Origin of the sequence: Micromonospora sp. NPDC002389, assembly GCF_040296095.1 — a bacterium.
In the GTDB taxonomy this organism is placed as follows: domain Bacteria; phylum Actinomycetota; class Actinomycetes; order Mycobacteriales; family Micromonosporaceae; genus Micromonospora.
The window spans coordinates 15,782-36,588 of sequence record NZ_JBEOWP010000024.1 but is presented as its reverse complement, the minus strand read 5'-3'; the positions used below and the strand labels follow the sequence as shown (position 1 = coordinate 36,588).

Below are 20,807 nucleotides of genomic sequence, written 5' to 3'. Positions count from 1 at the left end.
TCCGGTCTCCTGTCCCGACCAGCCGGTGCTGCCGGTGCCGACCTGCACCAACCCGCACGGCATCGCGCTGCGCGAGGACCTGCAACCGCAATCGCGGAGACCGTACGCGGCGGGCCCGGACCGCCGGGCTCACGCCGGAGCGGCCAGCCGGGGCACCACCTCGGCCGGGGACGGCAGCGCCGCGATCTCGGCCCGCACCTCGCCGGTCACCCGGCCCAGCTCCGCGTCGGTGAGCAGCCGGCCGATCGCGGCGGCGTCCAGCTCGTCCACCGAGTCCAGCACGTGCGCCAGCCCTCGGGCGCGCAGCAGCTCGCCGGTGACCAGTTCGTCCGGCGAGCCGGGCAGCACCAACTGGCGGACGCCGAGCGCGGCGCAGGTCAGCGTCGTGCCGTCCCCACCGTGGTGGATCGCGGCGGCGCAGCCGCGCAGCAACTGGTTCAGCGGCACCCAGCCGGTGGTACGCACGTTCGGCGGCAGGTCGGCCGGAGCGGCCGACTCCCCGATCGCCAGCACGAACTCGGCGTCCAGCCCGGGAGCGGCGGCGAGCACCCGCGCGATGCCGGCGACGAACCGGTCCGGCCCGCCGAGCGTGCCGAAGGTGACAGCGATCCGGGGCCGGGCGACCGGCTCCCGCAACCACTCGGGCAGGACCCCGCCGCCGTTGTACGGCACGTACCGCATGGAGATCTCGGCCGGCCCGCCCTCGACCAGGCTGGGCGGTGCGATGTCGACGGTCCGGATGCCCTCGGGCAGCGTCACCCCGTGCCGGCGCATCGCCACCGCGCCGGGCAGCTCGCGCAGCAGGTCAGGGGTGAACCGGGCCAGCCCGAGGCTGTGCGCCACCGCCGGCACTTTCAGCCGGGCGGCGACGACCGGGCCGACCGCGAAGATCGGGTCGTACACGACCAGGTCCGGCTGGACCCATTCGCCGAGCGCGACGTGGGCGTCGACGAACGGGTCCCAGGCCGCGACGATGTACGGCTTGCGTTCCTCCATCTCACCGATCGGGTCGGCGCCGATGGGCTCGAAGAGGCGCGGCACGTCCCGGACGAACTGCGCCTGCATGTCCGAGGTGGTCCGCCCAGGCACGGCATCCAGGACCGGCAGCCCGGCCCGGGCCACCGCCAGCGCGTCACCGGCGGTGACGAAGACGACCTCGTGCCCGGCTGCACGGAACGCCCACCCGAGCGGTACCAGCGGGAACGCGTGGCCGATGGCCGGGCCCGGCATGAACAGTACGCGCATGACTCCTGCCCTCCCTATCGCCGAGGCGGTACGGCCGACGCCGTACCGCCGAGCCGGTGACGCCGGTCGCGCCACCTGTCGATTCGCCGCCCGGACCGGCGCTACGGCGCCCGTCGACGCGGCGGCCCACCGCCGCCGGCTACCCGTCGCCGGAGTGCCGGCGCAGCTCGTCGTGCCAGACGTCGGTGACCGCCGTGCGCAGGTCGCGGCGGGGCCGCCGGCCGAGCGTCGCCGCGCGGGCAGCCCCGGCCCGAACACGTTCACCAGGCGCAGCACCACCGCGTCGACGTCACCGGCGTCGGCCGCCGCCAGCACGGCGCGAGTCGCGGCGAGCTTCGCCCGGCCGTACGCGGTGTCCGGCGCGGGCGTACGGCGCGGATCGGCCGGCTGCGGGCCGAATTCCAGCACCGAGCCGAGATGGACCAGCCGGGGGCGGCAGGCGGCGCGGCGCAGGGCGTCGAGCAGCAGCGCGCTGAGCCGGGTGCAGCGCTCGGCCATCCGGCCCGGGTCCAGTCCCCAGCTGCTGCCGATGGAGTCGACCACGGCGACCGGGTCCTCGGCGTCCAGGAGCCGCGCCAGCGTGCCCGGGTCGGTGCCGCCGAGGTCGAGCGCGGTGAACCGGTGCTGAAGCGGGCTGGCCGGGGCGCGGCGGGCCACAGGGAGCACGTCGCGGCCGGCGAAGGCGTCCGCGACGTGACGGCCGACGAATCCGGTGCCGCCCAGCACGACCGCGCGTGGCCGGCCGCCGGTCACCGGGCACCCGCGGGCCGGGCGATCCACAGACCCCACCGGAACGGCGACGCCGTGACGTGCGCGGCGGCGAGCCCGGCCCGGGCGAACGCGGCGGCGAAGTGCTCCGGCCGGAACAGCGTCAGCTCGGTCGTCGCGGTGTCGTGCCGGATGCCCGCCTCCGGGTCGGCGTACGCCTGGTGCACAGTCATCCGGATCCGGTCGCATGCGCCGTCGAGCCACGTCGAGTGGGACAGCCGGACCACCACCCGGTCCTGCTCCTGCACCATGTCGCGGGCCACGTAGCCGGGGACGAACGTCTCCGGCGTGTACCAGGGCTCGACCGCCAGCACGCCGCCCGGCGTCAGGTGGGCGGCCAGCCGCGCCACGGTCCGGTCCAGTTCGTCGGCGCCGCGCAGGTGCGGCACCGCGAAGAGGCAGACCACCACGTCGAAGGTGGCGGCCAGGTCCAGCTCGCGCATGTCGCCCTCGTGCAGGGCCACGCCCAGCACCCGGGCGCCGGCCCGGGCGAGCATCTCCGTGGACAGGTCCACGCCGGTCACCGGCGCGAAGTGGGTCCGCAGGTGTTCCAGGTGCAGCCCGGTTCCGCAGGCCACGTCGAGCAGCGAGGCGGCGGCCGGGTTCCAGCGCCGGACCATCCGGGCAAGCGTGGCGGCCTCGGCGGTGTGGTCGCGGCCCCGGTGCCGTATCACCAGGTCGTAGATCTCCGGGAATCCGGCGCGGTAGAAGCCGCGCGCCACCGATGCCGTCACCGTACGCGCACGGTGGGCACGTAGTGGATCCACCAGCCTCCGGCGGCCCGGAAGCCGGTCTCCTTCGCCATGATCTCGTCGGCGTGGTTCCAGGCGAAGAGCACCGCGTAGTCCGGGTACGGGTCGGAGAAGGCGTCGGGCGGGCGGACCGGGATGTGCGCGCCCGGGGTCAGCCGGCCCTGCTTGGCCGGGGTGGTGTCGCAGACGTACGAGATCAGCTCCGGCCCGAGTCCGCAGTAGTTGGTGACGGTGGCGCTCTTCGCGGTGGCCCCGTAGGCGGCGACTGTCCGGCCTTCCTCCTTGAGTGAGCGCAGCAGCGCCACCAGATCGGCCCGGTTACGCGCGACGGCGGCGGCGAACCGGCGCAGCGCCTCCACCCCGGTCACGCCCTGTTCCCGTTCCTGGCGCAGCAGGTCGGCGACGGCCGGGGACGGGGTACGCGCCCCGGCGTGGGCGAGCGTGTAGCGCACCTCGCCGCCGTGCACGGGCAGCGGGCGTACGTCGACCAACTCCAGCCCGAAGCGGGCTGCGGCGGCCTTCACCGAGTGGGCGGTGAAGTAGTAGAAATGCTCGTCGTAGATCTGGTCGAAGGCGGTCCGGGCGAGGATGTCGCCGAGGTACGGGTCCTCGAAGACGAGGACGCCGCCGGGGGCGAGCAGCAGCCGCGCGCCGCGTAGCACCGAGTCCAGGTAGGGCAGGTGGCAGATCGTGTTGGCGGCGTAGATGACGTCTGCCGTCCCGTCGGCGGCGAGCACGTCGGCGGCGGTCTTTTCCTCGAAGAAGTCGGTACGCACCCGTACGCCCTGCCGGCGGGCGAGTTCGGCCACGCCGGTGGACGGCTCGAAGCCGAGGTGGCGTACGCCGGCCGCGGCCACGGTCCGCAGCATCACCCCATCGTTGCTGCCCAGCTCGACGCAGAACGCGCCGGGCCGGGTCAGCTCGGTGGCGAGCAGTTCCCGCCCGGTGCCGGTGAAGTGCGCGCGCATCACCGACGACAGCGACGAGCGGTACGGGTAGTCGTGGTGGAACATCCGCTCGCGCGGCACCTCCTCGACGAGCTGGACCATCGTGCAGGCGGCGCACCGGCCCACCGCAAGGCGGTAGAAGAACTCGTCGTCGAGGTCGGCCGGGCGGGGGAACGCGTCGGAGAGGGGTTGGCGGCCGAGGTCGAGCATCTCGGTCACCGGGCCGCCGCAGATCCGGCAGCCGGTGACGGCGGGGGCAGTCATCTGCCTACTCCTTCCGGGCGCCGGTGCGCCGCCGGGCGGGTCAGCGCGGCTTGTGGGTGGCGATGACGACGCAGCCGACCTTGGTGCGCAGGACGTCCAGCACGGCCGGCATCTCGGCGAGGAAGGCGTCGATTTTCTCGGCGCCGTGCGCGGCGGCGAGCGTGTCGCGGCGCTGCTGCACCCGCTCGTGGTACGCGGGGAACGAACGGCTGATCTTGTCGCCGCAGCTGAGGAACTCGTCAACCACGAATCCGGCGTCGCGGACCAGGTCGAACGCGGCCATCGGCGGGCCGGGCGGGGCGAGGGCGAAATCGGTGAGGATCTGCCGGTCCCGCTCGGTGAGCGGAGCGTCCTCGGCGAGGTCGGTGAGCACGAGCCGGCCGCCGGGCTTGAGCACGCGGCGGATCTCGGCGAGCCACTGCCGGCGGTCCTGCGCGTGCACCAGGGACTCAAAGGCGAGCACCTTGTCGAAGGAGGCGTCCGGGTAGCTCAGCGCGGCGGCGTCGCCGAGTTCGAAGCGGACCTGGCCGCGCAGCCCCGACTCGTTGACCCGTTCCCGGGCCCGCTTGAGGTGCTCGGCGCTGTTGGTGATGCCGGTGATGTCGGCGTCGCTGCGCTGGCCGAGCCGGATGGCCGGCTCACCGGCGCCGCAGCCGACGTCCAGCAGCCGCTCGCCGGGGCGCAGCCCGAGGCGGTCGCCGACGATGTCGGTGAACCGGTTGATGGCCTCCAGGAAGGGCGTGGGGTCGTCGTCGTCCTCCCACCATCCGAAGTGGATGTTCCCGCCAAGCACCTCGACGGCCCAGGCGCCGTCGTCGTAGATCTCCGCTACCTCGTCGACTTCGGTCAGCTCGCGTGTGGACACGTCCGCTCCTCCACTCTCGGCGACACGTCGCTGCTTGAGAATGATATAGATATCGACCGACGGGTGTCCATGCGACGATCACGTGGCACGGCACGCGCGTGGCGGGCGGACCAAGAGGCGTGACCGAGGCGAAACGTCCTGCTACTATGTGTTTGTGAACACAATGTCGCGTACGGCTGGCTTGTCCGCACAGCAGACCGACACTCTCGCCATCGAGATCACTCGATTGTGCAAATCCTACGGCGAGGTACGCGCGCTCGACGGGATCGATCTGCGCGTGTCGGCCGGAAGCGTGTTCGGTGTGCTCGGCCCCAACGGCGCCGGAAAGACGACAATCGTCCGCACCCTCGCCACGCTCGTCCCGCCCGACAGCGGCGAGGTCCGCGTGCTCGGCCACGACGTGGTGCGCGAGGCCGGGGCGATCCGCGACCGGATCGGGCTGACCGGGCAATACTCCTCGGTCGACGAGGAACTGTCCGGCCGGGACAATCTCGTCCTGCTCTCCCGGCTGCGCGGCTTCTCCTGGAGCGCGGCCCGCCGCCGCGCCGAGGAACTGCTCGCCACGTTCGGCCTGGAGAAGGCGGCCGCCCGGCTGGTCCGGACCTACTCCGGCGGCATGCGCCGGCGGCTCGACATCGCCAGCAGCATGATCGTGACACCCGACCTGATGTTCCTCGACGAGCCGACCACCGGGCTCGACCCGCACAGCCGCAACCAGGTGTGGGAACTCGTCCGGGGCATGGTCGGCGAGGGCGCCACCGTCCTGCTCACCACGCAGTATCTCGACGAGGCCGACCAGCTCGCCGACCGGATCGCGGTCGTCGACCACGGCCGGGTCATCGCCGAGGGCACGCCGGTGGAGCTGAAGCGGTCGATCGGCGCGAGCGTGCTGCGGGTGCGGTTGCGCGACGCCGGGCAGCGGGAGACGGCCGAGCGGATGCTGGCGGAGGCGCTGGGCACGGCGGTGCACGCCGGCTCCGACCGGATGGAGCTGACCGCGCAGGTCGCGGCCGAGGAGGAGGCGACCCGGGCGCTGGCAGCCCTCACCGGGGCCGGCGTCGGCCTGACCGAGTACGCCTTCGGTCACGCCACTCTGGACCAGGTGTTCCTCGCCCTCACCGGGCATCGGGCGGACGGCTCGCGGACCGAGACGGAGGAGGCGGCGTGAGTAGCATGGTGGAGGCCGGCACCGGCCGTGGCGCCTCGACGCCAGCCGCGGCGCGACCGGCGCGTCCCGGCGCGCTGTCGTCCACGCTGACCTTCGCGTGGCGGGCGGTGCAGAAGGTACGCCGCGACCCGACGCAGATCCTCGAGGCACTCGGCGTGCCGGTCATGTTCACGCTCGTCTTCGGCTTCCTGTTCGGCGGCGCCCTGGCCGGTTCGACGTCGAGCTACATGCAGTTCTACATCCCGGGCATCGTGGTGTTCACCGGGATCATGATCAGCATGCGGATCGGCGCGGTGGTCAACCTGGACAACTCCCGGGAGGTGACCGACCGCTTCCGCGCGCTCGCCATCTGGCGGCCCGCCGCGATAGTCGGCACCCTGCTCGGCAACAACGTGCTCTACGTCGTCGGCTGCGCGGTCGCCGTGGCGGTCGGGCTCGCGGTCGGCTTCCGGCCCGACGGCGGCGTGCTCGGCGTCCTCGCCACGATCCTGATCACCCTGGTGTTCGTCTTCTCCTTCTCCTGGGTGTACGTCGTCTTCGGGCTCGCCCTAAAGTCACCGACCGCCGCGCTGAGCGCGTGCCAGGCGATCGTCTTCCCGGTGTCGTTCGTCAGCAACTTCTTCGTGCCGCAGGAGACGCTCCCCGGCTGGCTGCAGGCGGTGGTCAACCTGAACCCGTTCGCGTTGACGGTCACCGCCGCGCGCGGCCTGGCCCACGGCACGGCGACCGCCGGTGAGGTCGGCGCGGCGCTGGCCGGCTGCGCGGCACTCGTGGCGATCTTCGCGCCGCTCTCCATGTTCCTGTACCGCCGGCGGGCCTGACCCCGCCACCGTTTGTACGCAGTGCCGATGACACGAGAAGGGAACACGGCTACCCCGTGGACAGCGACCGTTTGACTCAACCGCCTGCCGTCACCGCGCAGATGCTCATCCGCAGGCCCGCCGCCGAGGTCTTCCAGGCGTTCGTGGACCCGGCGGTGACCACGAAGTTCTGGTTCACCAGGAGCAGCGGCCGACTCGAACCCGGCGCCACCGTCACCTGGGACTGGGAGATGTACGGCGTCTCCACCGTCGTCACGGTCAAGGACGTCGAGGAGAACAGCCGCATCCTGGCCGAGTGGGACCCGGAGTCCCCCACCCAGCTCGAATGGCGGTTCCTGCCGGGCGAGGGTGACACGACGCTGGTCCGGGTCACCGAGACCGGCTTCGCCGGCAGCGCCGACCAGGCCGTGGCGAAGGCGATCGACTCCATGGGCGGGTTCACCATGGTGCTCTGCGCCTGCAAGGCGCTGCTGGAGCAGGGTGTGCTGCTCAACGCGGTCGGCGACGCCCACCCGAGCGGCTTCGGCGACTGAGGGCCGACGCGGCGGGCGGACCGGGAGCGGCCGGGTCCGCCCGCTCAGCCGGCGTCCAGCAGTCCGCGCAGGCAGGCGATCAAGCTGCGGGCCGAGACGTTCACGTAGTTGCTGTGCCGCAGCAGTTCCGAGAGCTGGTGCAGCGTCACCCAGCGGTACTGGTCGCTCTCCAGGTCCGCGTCGTCGGTCTCCACCACGAGATAGCTGCTGCGGGCCCGGTAGAGCCGTCCGCCCTCCTCGGACAGGAGCGCGCGGAACCGGACCCGCTCCGGCGGCGCGCCGAGCACCTGGTCCAGGAAGGGCGGACGTGCCGCCGCGGGCAGGTAGTCGAGCGTGGCGGGCGTGCACTGGACCGTCGGCGCCAGTTCCACCACGTCCACGAAGCCCGGCTCGACCCGGGCGTGCACCAGCACGTGCAGCACGCCGTCGAGGCGGGTGGCCAGGAACGCCACCACCCCCTGGCCGCAGGGCCGCAGCATCGGCTGCGACCAGCTCGCCACCTCGCGTCCCTCGGCCTCCACGTCCACGCCGATGACCTCGAAGAAAAGCCCGCTGGCGTGTCGCAGGGAGACCTCACCGAAATGCCACGCCGCCTGTCCGCGCAGCGCCGTCCGGTCGGCGCCCACCTCGGTCTGGCTGCGGACGTCGGTGATCCAGTGCAGCAGCTCGCCGGTGTGGTGCCGGCTGCCCGGCCCGGGCCGGCAGGAGCGACGCAGCGCGGCCGTGAAGGCGTCCCCGGCCGGTCCGGCCGCCCGGGCCGTCAGCTCCGCCGGCAGGCACGAGAGCACGGTACGGATGTCCATGTTGACCAGGTCGTCGTGGCGCAGGAGCCGGTGCAGCTGGGCGAGGCTGAGCCAGCGGAACCCGGGCGGCGGCACGATGTCCTCGTCGGTGAGGACCACCATGTTCCGGTTGCGTTTGCGCAGGAACCAGGACCCGTGCTCGGACTGACGGACGTCCACGAGCACCCGGCGCGGGTCCGGGTCACGGAAGTGGTGCAGGAACGGCACCGGGCGGCCGCCGTGCACGCCGGTCCAGTTGCTCCGGGTGGCCTGGACGGTGGGCGCGAGCTGGTGGCCGTCCTGGTTGCCGGGCTCCGCCTTGGCCTGCACCAGCACCCGCAGCGTGTCGCCGTCGAGGCGGGCGAGCATACCGAGGATGCCCACCTCCGGCTGGTGCAGCATCGGCTGGTCCCAGCGGGGCACGGCCGCGCCCGGCACCTCCACGGAGAGCCCTTCCACCCGGAAGAACCGGCCGCTGCGGTGGGCCAGGACTCCGGTGTCGGCGTCTTGGCGCCAGGCGCGCAGGCCGGCCAGGGGCACGACGTCCACGCGCATCGGGGCCCGGCGACGCCAGCCGGCGAGCCACTTGTGGACGTCGGCGTCGGGGTCGGCGGTGGCGAGCCGGTCGTGCTGCGGCAGCCACGGTGGCGCGGTCGTCTCCGTCACGCGTACCCCCTTTGTCGACACCTACCCGCTGTTCACTTCTATATTCTATAGCGAATGGCCAGCGTTAGCGCGGGTCGAGGAAGGACGAGAGGATGACTGACGACGCGAGCGGGTCGACGCCGCTGCCGATGTGGCCGGACGGCGCCGACGCCGGGTACGTGGCGGCTCGGCAGCGCCTCGCCGAGGCCGAACGCCGCCTGCGTGACCAGGTCGAACAGGTCGCCGCCGCCCGGCGGGAGCTGCCGCTGGGCGCACCGGTGGCCGACGTCGCGTTCACCGAGGGACCAGCCGACCTGACCGCGCCCGGCCCGCTGCGCCCCGTCCGGCTCTCCGCACTCTTCGGCGCGCACCGCACGCTCGTCGTCTACCACCTGATGTTCCACCCGGAGGCCGACGCCGCCTGCCCGATGTGCTCACTGTGGGTGGACGGATTCCACGGCGTCGCCCACCATCTCCAGCAGCACACCGCGTTCGTGGTGGTCGGCAAGGCCCCGGCGGCGAAGCTGCGCGCCTGGGGCGCCCGGCGCGGCTGGGCCGGCCTGCGGCTGCTCTCCAGCCACGGCACCGACTTCAACGCCGACCTGCGCGCCGAGCACCCGAACGGCGACCAGCGCCCGATGGTCAGCGTGCTGGTCCGCGACGGCGACGGCATCCGGCACTTTTACAGCCAGCCGGCCAACTTCGTCGACGGCGCCGAGCGCGGCATCGACCTGCTCTCCCCGGTGTGGAACGTGCTCGACCTGCTGCCGCGGGGCCGGGGCGACTGGTACGCCGCCAACACGTAACCCCGGGTCGCCGCCCCGGCCGATCAACCCGTGTGACAGCCGAGGAGCCACGAGTGCCCGACCGCACCACGACACCGCGTACCGCCGACTGTCGCCGGGGCGTACCCGGCCCGGCCGGGCGGCTCGTCGGCGCGGTCCTCACCGGGGTGGCGACCACGCTGCTCCCGGCGGGGCCGGGCCACGCCACGGACGGCGGCGGCGTCGCGCCGGCCGCCACCGGGTTCGCCGCGCTGCTCGCCTTCGCCGCCACGGCCACCACGGCAGGACTGGTGCTGCTGCGACCGCTCGCCGCCCCGGTGCCCCGGCACCTCACCCCCACGGTGGTGACCGCCGCCGTCGCGCACCTGCTCACCCTCGGCCTGGGCGTGGACGCCCCCGCCGCCGCAACGCTCGCGCTCGCGGCGGCCTGCCTCGCCCTGGTCCGGTACGCGCGGCGGCGCGCGGTCGGCGTACCCCTGGCTCTGCTCGTGTCCGTCGGAGCGGGCCTGCCGGCGCTGTGCGACCCAGGTTAGGTGTCTGCCGATGCGCTCCCACAGGTGGTCGTAGCGGCGATACGTGATCGGCTTGCCGGTGCGGAAACGCAACAGCGGCGCCGTCGGCACGGCCGGCCGTTCCTCCACGTGTTGTTGCAGATGCCGCATCAAGGTAGGTAGACCACGATCAAGGCACCCTCGACGAGGACCTGATCCGCATCGACGCGGCACGCGCCCGGTCCGCCGGGGACGGCAAGGTCGCCCTGAGCGTCGTCGTGATTCCGCAAGTCGATAGCGCGATGGCGTCGGATCCCAGCTATGGTGCTCGCGGACGTGCGGTGGGAACCGGCAGAGGTACCGATGACACTGGCTATCAAGGGTTCACGACGGATCACCGTAGATGGCGTCACCTTCCGCTGGGCGGTTCGCCGCAGACCGACCTACTGCCAAGCCAACGGCTGGTCGCCGCTGACCTTCGTCGCCGAGCAGGCGGAACAACCAGGCGCTCTATTGGTGGCATCGCTGCCCTGCGCCCATCCCGGCAACTGGTTCGGATTGCCGAGCCAACCCGTTTCACCCAGAACGGTGGCTCTCGGTGTCCGCCAGGCACTGGCCACCGGCTGGCGGTCCTCCCGGCCGGGCCCCGCCTTCACGATGCTCCTACGCGACTCGCCGCACACGCAGCGACTGCACGTCGTCCGAGGAGACACGCTGTCGACGCGCTGACTGGTAGCGAAATCCTCGGCGCGCCTCCCGAGATGCGGCTGCTCGCCTGGCCGGCTGACCGCAGTGGGCGCGATCGAATCGATGGAGCCACACGCCAACAGCCCGTGCAGCAGACCCGAGCGAATCCGGGCGGCGTCCTCGTAAGTCGGTGCCCAGTTCGAACACGCACCGGCGGGGCGCCAGCCTCGCGTCAGGTGCCCGTCGAGTCGAAGGCATCGTCGGGTCCGGCTGGTGTCCAGCGTCGGTCCGGCGGGCGTAGCGGGGTGCCGCGTGAGTAGGCCGCGATGCCGGTGATCAGGCGTTCCCAGCGCTCGGCCCGCCAACCGCTGCTCGACTTCGTGACCAGGAGCAGGCGGCGCCCGTTCCACCAGCCGTGCACCGTCGGCTCGTCGTCGGACACCACTTGGACGTCGGGGAAGTCACGCAGAGCATCCAGGGCAGCGAGCACCGCCTGGCGAGTGGTTCGGCCGTGTGCGACGCGGACGACGGTACCGTCGAGTTGGGCGCCGGCGGTCCGGTCCACGGCGTCGTCACTTCGTCGTCAGGGTCTGTGGAGGCGGGCTGAAATCTTCTGCATGCGAGATGAGGAACTCGGCAGTCTGTCTGTGTGCGGCAGGTGGGCTGGCCTTGATAAGCGGGACGGTCAGCAGTTCGGCGGGAGATCGTCGAGGCGATCGGTGGGTGTCGAAGGCCGACTCACGGAGCCGGAGCAGGTGGAAGAACCCGTGGAGTAGGCCGGCCGGTGTGTCGGCCAGCAGCGTCGGGACGCTACCGGTCCGGGTCAGCAGGGAGCCCTTGGCGCCGGGCGCGTCGTCGGGCTGCGCCGGCAGGGCTGGCATTGACCCGGTGGGGTGCAGCGCGAGTGCCAGTTCAACCTCGGCGGTCGTCGGTTCTGGAGGTTTCTTCGGTAGCCGGTCGTCGGTCCGCCGGGTGCGCGCGCCGTAGCCGTCGTTGGCCCCGTGTCACCTCGTCGATGACGGTGTCGACGAGTACGCCGTGACCGTGCACCAGCACGTGGCGCGACGGGTGCAGCCAGGCGGTGTTGACCTTGCTCAATGTTCTTCCCGCAACACCACGACGCCCCGCTCCGGCAGTCTTAACGACCCGCCGGCCTCGATCCGGTCACCAGTGAGCAGGTCGACCGCATCGGCGCGGGCGGTCACCTCGACCTGCTCGGCCCGGTGGTTGAGCAAAAACAGCAGCCGGGCGCCGTCGGGGGCGATCCGGGCGGCCGACTCCAGCTCCGGCACGTCCGGGTACGGCCCGAACAGTTCGTGCCGGGCCAGGATCCGCCAGACCACCCAGTCGATGCCGGCCTGGTCCAGCCCGGCGCCCACGTACCAGCCGTGCCCCTCGCCGTACGCGTTGCGGGTCACCGCGGCGGTGCCGGCGTAGAAGTCGGCCTGGTACCGGCCGAGCACCTCGGCGCCCTGCGGGATTACCAGCTCGAAGATCAGTCGGGACTCGACGTCGAGCCCGTCTTTGCCACATTCGAGGCGTACCGGGTTGACCACGTCGAACTCTCTGGCGTCCCACTCGTCGACGCGTACCCCCATCAGTTCGCCAAGCGGGCCTGGGACGTCTGTCAGGAACGCGTTGTCGCAGGTGTCCACCCGCCCGGACAGGAAGGTGGTCAGCACCGTGCCGCCGCGGGTTGCGACCGCCGCCAGCCGTTCCGGCAGGTCATCCTTGAGCATGTGCAGCACCGGCGCGACGACCACGTCGTAGCCGGTGAGGTCGGCGGTGACCGCGACCACGTCCAGGTCTACCCCGGCAGCCCAGAGCGCCCGGTGGTACGCCATCACGACCTGCTGGTAGCGGACCAGCCGGGACGGGCCGTCGGAGATCTCCAGCGCCCACCAGCTGTCCCAGTCGAACATCAGCGCGACCCGGGCCGGGGTCCGTGCGCCCAGCGTCGCCGGGCCGACCCGGTCCAACTCGGCGCCGAGTGTCGCGACCTCGCGGAACACCCGGGTGTCGGATCGTCCGGCGTGGCCGATGACCGCGCCGTGGTATTTCTCGCAGGCGCCCCGGGACGCCCGCAGTTGGAAGAAGAGCACCGCGTCCGCGCCGTGCGCCACCGCCTGCCAGCTCCACAGCCGCATCAGTCCGGGTCGCTTGAGTGGATTGACGTCACGGGAGGCGGTGACGCTCGGGGTCTGCTCCATCAGCCAGAACGGTTGGCCCGCCTTGAGCCCGCGCATCAGGTCGTGGGTCAGCGCCATCCGGGCCGCCGAGGTGTCGTCGGGTGGGTAGTTGTCCCAGGAGACGAAGTCCAGGTGCGGTGCCCAGCGATGGTAGTCGATCGGCTTGTACATGCCCATCAGGTTGGTGGTGACCGGGACGTCCGGGCTGGACTGGCGGATGGCCGCCTTCTCGTCGAGAAAGTTGGCCAGCATGGCGTCGGACATGAAGCGGAGGTAGTCCAGGGTGATGCCTTGGAAGGCGGTGTGGTCTGGGCCGCGCCAGTGCTCGGTCAGCGCCGACGGGGCCTCGATCTGGTCCCAGTGGGTGAAGGTGTGCGACCAGAAGGTGGTGTACCAGGCGGTGTTGAGGGCTTCGAGGCTGCCGTACCGGCGGCGCAGCCAGGCCCGGAAGCCGGCGGCACAGAGATCGCAGTAGCAGGCGCCGCCGTACTCGTTGCCGACGTGCCAGGCCACCAATTCGGGGTTGCCGCCGTACCGCCGGGCGACCCGGCGGGCCAGCTCAGTGGAGAGCCGCCGGAACACCGGCGAGCTGGGGCAGGAGTTGTGCCGTTGCCCGAAGCGGTGCCGCCGGCCCTCGAAGTCGGTCCGGGTCACCTCCGGGTACGCCCGGGCCAGCCACGGTGGGTGCGCGCCGGTCCCCGTGGCCAGGCAGATCTGGCGTCCTTCGGCTCGGGCCCGGTCGACGATCCGGTCGAGCAGTGCGAAGTCGTAGCGATCCTCGGCCGGCTGGGTGAGCGCCCAGTCGAACACGCCGAGCGTCACGGTATCGATCCTGGCGGCATCGAAGAGGCGATAGTCCTGGTTCCACACGTCTTGCGGCCACTGCTCGGGGTTGTAGTCCCCGCCGAAGGGCACCTTGGCGGTGCCGGGCAGACTCATGACAGCACTTCGCTGCGTTGCCCGCCGCCACGAGGCACCCAGGAGCAGAACTCGTTGATTGTCTCGCTGCGTTCGCTCATGAGGTGAAGGTCCTCCGAATAATGTCGATCATCGGGTCGCCGATTCGTAGCTTCGCCAGCCGGAGCACGTCGCGGGTCCGGATGCGGAACAGGGTGACGATCACCAGCCGAACTGCCGGGAACTGCGTGCTACCTCGCTCACGATCGGGATCTCGGCGCCGAGGCGGGCTGTGAAAGGCATGCCGCTGGTAGGCGGTTTCCTTGGATCTGGCGGTGGGCGAGAGAGCCGATCCTGTCGTAGAAAAGCGCGGTCGACGCGTCCTGTTCCTCGAACACCTCACGCTGTGGGAGTGGAGGGTCGACGATCTGGGGGACCATGAGGCAGAGCAGGCATCGACACCTATCCGGGCTGATGCGATCGGGGTGGTGTGGGAGAAGGTGGATGGCTAGCCTCCTCCTCCTCACACAGGCCAGTGGTGCCGGTTCAGCTGGCGGTGCAGGTCGGGCTGGGGCCTGTGGCGGTGCCGGTGCCCTGGAAGCCGAACTCGGTCGTTTGGCCGGCGGCGACGGTGCCGTTGTAGCTGACGTTCGCCCACTGGGTGGTGCCGGTAGTGCCGGTGTTGGTGGCGCTCCAGGCGTTGGTGACCGCCGCACCCGACGGCAGGGTGATCGTCACCCGCCACGAGGTGATGGCCGACGCGCCAGCGGTCACCCGCACCGTCGCCACGAAGCCACCCGTCCAGGAGTTCAGGAACATGGTGGCGGTGCAGCCGCCCGGCCCGCTGGTCGGTGGCGGCGTGCTGGGGGGCGGTGGCGTGGTCGGATTGGTTCCCGGTGTCGTGGGGACCGGGGTGCCACCACTGTTGAGGGCGTTCAGGGTACTGGTGTATGCGGCCTTCTTGTTGCCGGAGTTGTCGAAGAGCAGCGGGTTCTGGCCGGTACGCCAGGAGTCGCTGTCCCGGATACCCCACACGGTGATGCCGGTGCAGCGTGCCACGGCGAGGCAGGAGCGGACCACGCTGGCGTAGACGTTGGCCTGGTTGGAGCCGGTGATGTCGAGTTCGGTGATCTGTACATCGACGCCTAGGTCTGCGAACCGCTGGATGTTGGCCTGGTAGTCGCCGGGGACCGTGTTGGTCAGGTGGGACTGGATGCCGACGCAGTCGATCGGTACGCCCCGGGCCTTGAAGTCGCGCACCATGTTGTAGATGCCTGTCGACTTTGCGTTGATCCCGTCGGTGTTGTAGTCGTTGTAGCAGAGCTTCGCGCCGGGGTCGGCGGCGCGGGCGGCCCGGAAGGCGGCCTCGATCCAGTCGTTTCCGGTGCGCTGCAGGTTCGAGTCACGGCGCCCACCGCCGGTGCCGTCGGCGAACGCCTCGTTGACCACGTCCCAGGAGTGGATCTTGCCTCGGTAGTGGGTGGCGACCTGGGTAACGTGGTTGATCGCGGCGCTGCGCAGCGCGCTGCCGGACATGTTCTGCGCCCAGCCGGGCTGCTGTTGGTGCCAAAGCAGGGCGTGACCGCGTACCAGCATGCCACGTTGGCGGCCATGGTTGACGATGCGGTCGCCGTTGGTGTGACTGAATTGGCCCTGTTGCGGCTCCGTGGCGTTCCACTTCATCTCGTTCTCGGCCGTGACGCTGTTGAACTCCCGGTTCAGGATCGTCACATAGGTGTTGTCGCTGAGCTTGTTGGCGGCGACCGCCGTGCCGAAGTAGCGGCCCTTCTCGGCCGCTGAGGCCCCGAGCGTGGTGCCGGCGCTGGCCGGTGCGATCGCGAGCAACGCCATTCCCGCGGCGACTACCGCCGTAACGGTCATCGCCAGCGCGACGCGCGAAGTCGCCCTCAACTTCGGATGCCTCATGGATTCGCTTCCGTTCTTCGTGGAGGTCGTGGGACAGACTTGGGTAGGACGGCCAGCGCATCGAGCGCCGCTGTCGCGCGTACGCCCGGTGGCCCGAGGGGGCGCCGATGTGCCTGAAGCGGTTCGCGAGTTTGACCGGAAGGCGCCGGTCGAGTGCGACGGGCAGGGTGGCCGCACCGGCGGTGACGCTCACTACGGTTGAGTCGGTGTCAGGGCTCGGGTGGGCAGGCTGGCTGCCTGCCCACCCGAGCCCTGGTAGCGAGTCGAGCGTGGTTGCTATCTGGCTGAGCAGGTGGGGGCGGTCCCCGCACCGGTGCCGGTGCCCTGGAAGCCGAATTCGGTCGACTGGCCGGCGGCGACCGAGCCGTTGTAGCTGACGTTGGTGAACTGGACCGTGCCGGTGTTTCCGCTCCGGTCAGCGCTCCAGGCATTGGTGACGCTGGCGCCCGATGGAAGAGCGACGGCGACTCTCCAGCCGTTGAGTGGTGAGGAGCCGGCGGTTACCCGGATGGTGGCGACAAAACCACCCGTCCACTGGTTGATCGATACTGAGGCCGAGCAGCCGCTACCGGTGGGCGGTGGTGTCGTCGTCGGCGTGGTGGGCGGCGTCGTCGGCGGAGTCGTGGGTGGGGTGGTCGGTGGCGTGGTGGGCGGGGTGGTGGGGCCGTCGGTCAGAGTCGGGGTCTGCCAATCCCGCCAGTCGGCCAACCGGCCCTGGGCCTTGCTGGCGATCTGCATGGTGCCGGGGTCGTTGCCGGTCTTCAGCAGGAACTTGCGGATGTGCTGTTGCAGCGGGGTTCGCCACTCCGACCGGTTGGCGCAGTGGCTACCGTCCTGCACTGCTGACCAGTAGGTGATGTTGTCACCGGCGCCGAGCGCCTTGTAGACCTCGGCGCCGGCCAGGGCTGCCACGCTGGCGGAGCGGGGGCCCAGGTTGGGGATGTGCGGGTTGTCCATGATGAACAGTCCGCGCGGTGCCACCATGGCGACGGTCTGATGCGTGTCGATCGGCAGGTTGTTCGGGTTTCCGGTGAAGGAGCCGAAGGCGTCGCCCAGCCACGGCTGCTCGCCGTAGGCACTGCTCAGGCTCTGGGCGCCTTCCCCGGGAATGCCGCGGAAGATGGGCGCACCGGCGCTACCTGACTCGATGGGCATGGTCAGGGCGATGCGCTGGTCGAACGCGCCGATGACGAAGGCACCCTTCCCGAAGCGGGAGCAGCCGGTCACGCCTGTGGAGTCGGCCTTCAGGATGCTGCCGTTGGCCTGCTCGAGGACGTCGATGATCCGGCTCACACCCCATGACCAGGCGACCAGTAGCCCGGTACTGCTAGATGATCCATAGATGCTGTAGAAGGCGCCCTGCTTGTTGTTTCGCGGGGTGCCCTCCCTTCCGACGGCGTATGGGTCGTAGTTGATGACGGCGGCACCGGCTGCCTTGATGGTCGCGGTGTCGGCTCCGAAGCCGCCCAGGACGACGACGGCCGGGAACGGGCCCGGGCCGCTGGGCAGTTCGACCCTCGCGGAGAAGCTGGAGCTTCTCCCGTTGTGCGACACGTTCACGGTGATGTTGGAGTTCGAGACGGTTCCCGTGACGCTTGCCGGTTTCGCGGGCTTCTCGCCGTAGACGTACCTCTCGGCCTGCTTCTTGATCTCTGCTCGGTGGCATCGCCAGTCGGACTTGCTGGAGATCCGGGTGCCATTGATCTTCTTGAACGGATCGGGGAGTTTCGTGTTGGCGGTCAGCGCGCCGGGTGCGGCCACCGGACAGTCGGCGCCCTCGTCCTCCACCGAGGCGACCGCAACGGCGCTACGGACTGCCGGCTCGGGGCCCTTGGGTGTATCTGCCGCCAGGGCGGCTACCGTTCCGACGGCCGCGAGCGCCGCTGTCGCCAGCGCGACGACCGCTGAGCGCAGTGGGCCGCGGCCCGAGTTGAGGTTCACGGGGCACTCCTTCGTGAGGTGGTGTGTGGTGTGTGGCGCTTGTCCTGCGGAATTCGGTGATTACGTCGGTCCCCGTTGATGTCGGCCATAGGTGTCGGAGGTGTCCAGAAGCTGTTGCCGCACCAACCTTGTGGACCGCCGGTCTCGGCTACCCGGTGTGCTCTGCCTTCCGCCGATCACACCGGGTCAGGCCGCTTGCACGGTGCGGTGACTAGCGTTGCAGGGTGAGAACCGCCGGCCGCCACGGTAGGAGGTTGTAGGGGCCGCTGGCGCTCGGGCTTTTGCCCTGGTAGAGCATCTGCAGGTTGCAGGGGTCGATGGTCTTGGTCTGATCGGGGTTGCTGCGGACCAGATCGCCGTGGCTGATGTCGTTGGTCCAGGTGGCACCGCTGTTTGCCTTGCCGGCGAACGGATTGCTCTCGGTCGCGGCCTGTGGCGTCCACGTACCGTTCAGGCTGGATGAGGTGAAGGAGCGGAAGTAGCGTCCCTGGCTACCGATCGCCTCGACGATCATCAGGTACTGGTTCTGGCCCGCGACCTTGTAGACCTCCACGCCCTCGAACAGGTTGTTCTGGGTATCGCTCATGATCGTGGTGTACGAGGCGCCGAAGCTGCCCGGGAAGTTCCCGATCGGCATGCTGGCCCGGTAGATCTTGCCGTTGTCGCCGGCGAAGAACAGGTACATGTTCTGGCTGTCACCGATGAGTGTCTGGTCGATCACTCCGGTGCTGGAGCCGGTGATCGTCCCGGTGAACAGCGTCTGGGCCGCCGACCAGCCGTTGGCGTTGGTGGGGTCGGTGGACGTCTTGTAGCTGAACGAGGTCGGGCCCCACTGGTAGGCCAGCACCCAGATGTTGCGCGGGGCGAAGTAGAGCAGCGTGGGGGCGACGGTTGCCTGGCTCATCGTGTTCTGGGTGGCCGTGGCCATGTCCAACCAGTTGGTGAAGAGGCTGAAGTTCATCGAGCCGTACGACGACGACCCGTTGACGGTCGACCCGTAGACCAGGTGCTTGCCGTTGTAGATGACGCTCGTGAAGTCCTTCAGGGAGACCCACCCCGACTTCGGGTTGACCAACGCTCCGGTTGAGGTCCAGCGGTACGACGACGGCAGAGTGCATGTGGTCGGCGGTGGTGTGGTCGGGGTTGGTGTGGTCGGCGGTGGGGTGGTGGGCGTCGGGGTGCCGTTGCACGTCACGCCGTTCAAGGCGAAGGTGGTCGGGACAGGGTTGGTGCCGTTCCACGATCCGTTGAAACCGAAGGACACCACGCCGTTGGTCGCGACCGTGCCGTTGTAACTGACGTTCCTTGCGGTCACCGCCGCACCGTTCTGCGTCAACGAGGTGTTCCACGCCTGCGTCACCGTCTGCCCGGCGCCGTACGACCACGTCAGCGTCCAGCTGGACAATGGATCGCCGAGGTTGGTGATCGATACGTTGGCGCCGAAACCGCCCTGCCACTGCGACGACACGGCGTAGTTCACCGAGCAGCCCGCAGCCGCTGCCCCAGCAGGCACGGCTACGACGACCACCGTCGATGCGATCAGGGCGACGCCGGCCGACACGAAACCGACTCTGGCTAATCCGGATCTGGTCATGAGTTCTCTCCTGTGGGGCTGGGGCTCAGGTTGACGCGGATTCGCGGCTAAGCCCGGTTGGGCGCGACGCCCCTGGCCACGCCGAGGCTGAGGTACCCGTGGCCGCGGGGCCGGGCGCCGGAACACGACATGGCTCCCGCGGATGGCTCAGTGGTGGTGTGGGGGCCGGCCGAGCCGCTCCTGTTCAGGCGACTGAGCAGGACGCGGCGTTGAGGGTGAAGGCCGAGGGCTTGGCGGTGTTGCCGGAGTGCGTCGCCTGGAACCCGATATCGACCGATGCACCTGGCGCGATGCCGCTGTTGTAGGCGACATTGCGGGCGGTCACCGCACCGCTCGTCGGGGTGTACCCGGCATTCCATCCACCGGTGATGGCTTGGCCGTCCGGTAGCAGGAAGCCCAGGGTCCAGCCGTTGATGGCGGTGCTGCCGGTGTTGGTGATGGTGACCGAGGCGGTCAGCCCGGTGTTCCAGGCGTTCACCGCGTAGGCCACCCGGCAGCCCGCCTGCGGCGTGGAGGGCGGGGTCGACGGCGGTGTCGAAGGCGGAGTTGTAGGCGGGGTTGTCGGCGGATTGCTGTCCCCGATGCTGCCGGGCACAGCCCGCAGCGCCCGGTCCCAGACGTCGGCCATCTTGCGGTAGCCGACAGCGTTCGGGTGGACGCCATCGGCGAGGTCGGACAGGGTCAGCGCGGATCCCATGTTCACCAGATGCACGCGGCGGCCGGCGGCAGCCTTGCTGCTGACGATGCCGGGAATCGCCGCGTTGAACGCCTGCACCTGGCTCTGGGCGCCGTTGAGCGGAATTATCGTCGCCACGAACACGTCCGCGGACGGGGCGGTCGAGGTGATTCGGTCGATCAGGGCGGACAGCCGGGAGGCAGCTCCGGATGAGTTGCCGAACATGTCGTTGGTGCCGATGTGCAGCAGAACCGTGCGGGGAGTGGTCGCCCTCAACCAGTTGACCACGTTGGCGTCGATCTGCGAAATGGTCCAGCCTGAGTGACCTTCATGGTCGCGGTCGCCTAGGCTGGCCGGCCCGTTGAACTGAGATCCGACGAAGTCGATCCGGTGCCCGGAGGCGACGAGCTTTCGCCAGAGTTCGATCCGGTACCCGCCGGGCACGGTGAGGCCATCCGTGATCGAGTCGCCCAGCGGCATGATCCGGGTTCCGCCGTTCGATTCCGCTTGGACGGAGGCTGGCAGGGCCAAAGCGGTGAGTGCTGCGGCCATGACGGTAGCTGCTGCTATCCAACGTTGTCGCATCTGTTTCTCCTGCTGTCGCACCGGCTGCGCAGCCCAAGGCGGCGGACGCGACGGCGGGTGCTGTAGCGGCCGAGAGGGGCTGGAGGCGTGGTGGGTGGTGGTGGGTCCACGCGGTACTGCGCACCGTCCGGATCAGGCCGTCGAGCGTGAGGACACAACCTCGTCGTACCTGCGGCGATCCCGGCCCGTTGTTACCGTTGTCGACGGGTCGGTGCGTTACACGTCACCCGGCTCAAGGGTGTCGGT

At 70.4% G+C, this 20,807-nt stretch carries 17 protein-coding genes; 6 read left to right on the top strand and 11 right to left on the bottom strand.

Features of this window, described 5'->3' with window-relative positions; genetic code table 11:
• Positions 1–129 precede the first annotated feature (129 nt).
• From ABT008_RS28740 to ABT008_RS28725, 4 genes are read right to left on the bottom strand one after another with little or no spacing between them, the layout of a single operon-like run.
• The gene (locus ABT008_RS28740) at positions 130–1,998 is read right to left on the bottom strand and encodes a nucleotide disphospho-sugar-binding domain-containing protein (RefSeq protein ID WP_350700188.1); all 1,869 of its coding nucleotides are present in this window, start codon (positions 1,996–1,998) and stop codon (positions 130–132) included.
• Positions 1,995–2,747 (bottom strand): class I SAM-dependent methyltransferase, encoded by a 753-nt coding sequence (locus tag ABT008_RS28735; protein WP_350700187.1) that lies wholly within the window; start codon positions 2,745–2,747, stop codon positions 1,995–1,997. The genes ABT008_RS28740 and ABT008_RS28735 overlap by 4 nt, the downstream gene beginning before the upstream one ends.
• Entirely contained in the window at positions 2,744–3,976 is a 1,233-nt protein-coding gene (locus ABT008_RS28730; protein WP_350700185.1) for a methyltransferase domain-containing protein, read from the bottom strand. Before ABT008_RS28730 ends, ABT008_RS28735 begins: the two co-directional genes overlap by 4 nt.
• Positions 3,977–4,016: 40 nt before the next feature.
• Positions 4,017–4,841: an SAM-dependent methyltransferase gene (locus ABT008_RS28725; RefSeq protein ID WP_350700184.1), complete on the bottom strand. Its 825-nt coding sequence runs from the start codon at positions 4,839–4,841 to the stop codon at positions 4,017–4,019.
• A gap of 163 nt (positions 4,842–5,004) precedes the next feature.
• Here ABT008_RS28725 and ABT008_RS28720 point away from each other — a divergent pair, with 163 nt between their 5' ends.
• The 3 genes from ABT008_RS28720 (at position 5,005) to ABT008_RS28710 (ending at position 7,363) form a co-directional block, all read left to right on the top strand.
• Positions 5,005–6,009, top strand: a complete 1,005-nt coding sequence (locus ABT008_RS28720; protein ID WP_350700215.1) for an ATP-binding cassette domain-containing protein — start codon at positions 5,005–5,007, stop codon at positions 6,007–6,009.
• A gap of 5 nt (positions 6,010–6,014) precedes the next feature.
• Positions 6,015–6,830, top strand: coding sequence for an ABC transporter permease (locus ABT008_RS28715; RefSeq protein ID WP_350700213.1), 816 nt, complete (start codon positions 6,015–6,017; stop codon positions 6,828–6,830).
• Positions 6,831–6,931: 101 nt separating this feature from the next.
• Positions 6,932–7,363: an SRPBCC family protein gene (locus ABT008_RS28710; protein WP_174537660.1), complete on the top strand. Its 432-nt coding sequence runs from the start codon at positions 6,932–6,934 to the stop codon at positions 7,361–7,363.
• A 44-nt stretch (positions 7,364–7,407) separates the two neighbouring features.
• On the opposite strand, the gene ABT008_RS28705 is transcribed toward ABT008_RS28710, so the two are convergent.
• A complete protein-coding gene (locus ABT008_RS28705) occupies positions 7,408–8,811 on the bottom strand; it encodes an NDP-hexose 2,3-dehydratase family protein (RefSeq protein ID WP_350700182.1) in 1,404 nt (467 codons plus the stop codon).
• Positions 8,812–8,903: 92 nt separating this feature from the next.
• Between ABT008_RS28705 and ABT008_RS28700 the strand changes: the two genes are divergently transcribed.
• The 3 genes from ABT008_RS28700 (at position 8,904) to ABT008_RS28690 (ending at position 10,795) form a co-directional block, all read left to right on the top strand.
• On the top strand, positions 8,904–9,596 hold the full coding sequence (locus ABT008_RS28700) for a DUF899 family protein (RefSeq protein ID WP_350700180.1): 693 nt from the start codon (positions 8,904–8,906) through the stop codon (positions 9,594–9,596).
• 53 nt (positions 9,597–9,649) lie between these two features.
• Positions 9,650–10,108: a hypothetical protein gene (locus ABT008_RS28695; protein WP_350700179.1), complete on the top strand. Its 459-nt coding sequence runs from the start codon at positions 9,650–9,652 to the stop codon at positions 10,106–10,108.
• Between the two features lie 279 nt (positions 10,109–10,387).
• On the top strand, positions 10,388–10,795 hold the full coding sequence (locus ABT008_RS28690; protein WP_350700177.1) for a hypothetical protein: 408 nt from the start codon (positions 10,388–10,390) through the stop codon (positions 10,793–10,795).
• Positions 10,796–10,985: 190 nt separating this feature from the next.
• Here the strand turns inward: ABT008_RS28690 and ABT008_RS28685 are convergent, their stop codons facing one another.
• The 6 genes from ABT008_RS28685 to ABT008_RS28660 form a co-directional block, all read right to left on the bottom strand.
• Positions 10,986–11,318 (bottom strand): hypothetical protein, encoded by a 333-nt coding sequence (locus tag ABT008_RS28685; protein WP_350700175.1) that lies wholly within the window; start codon positions 11,316–11,318, stop codon positions 10,986–10,988.
• 529 nt (positions 11,319–11,847) lie between these two features.
• Entirely contained in the window at positions 11,848–13,881 is a 2,034-nt protein-coding gene (locus ABT008_RS28680) for a beta-galactosidase (RefSeq protein ID WP_350700173.1), read from the bottom strand.
• Between the two features lie 504 nt (positions 13,882–14,385).
• Complete coding sequence (locus ABT008_RS28675; RefSeq protein WP_350700171.1) at positions 14,386–15,720, bottom strand: glycoside hydrolase family 10 protein; 1,335 nt, start codon at positions 15,718–15,720, stop codon at positions 14,386–14,388.
• 321 nt (positions 15,721–16,041) lie between these two features.
• Positions 16,042–17,706, bottom strand: a complete 1,665-nt coding sequence (locus tag ABT008_RS28670) for a glucuronyl esterase domain-containing protein (RefSeq protein ID WP_350700170.1) — start codon at positions 17,704–17,706, stop codon at positions 16,042–16,044.
• Between the two features lie 211 nt (positions 17,707–17,917).
• The gene (locus ABT008_RS28665; protein WP_350700168.1) at positions 17,918–19,300 is read right to left on the bottom strand and encodes a non-reducing end alpha-L-arabinofuranosidase family hydrolase; all 1,383 of its coding nucleotides are present in this window, start codon (positions 19,298–19,300) and stop codon (positions 17,918–17,920) included.
• 184 nt (positions 19,301–19,484) lie between these two features.
• On the bottom strand, positions 19,485–20,528 hold the full coding sequence (locus ABT008_RS28660) for a cellulose binding domain-containing protein (RefSeq protein WP_350700166.1): 1,044 nt from the start codon (positions 20,526–20,528) through the stop codon (positions 19,485–19,487).
• Between the last annotated feature and the right edge of the window lie 279 nt (positions 20,529–20,807).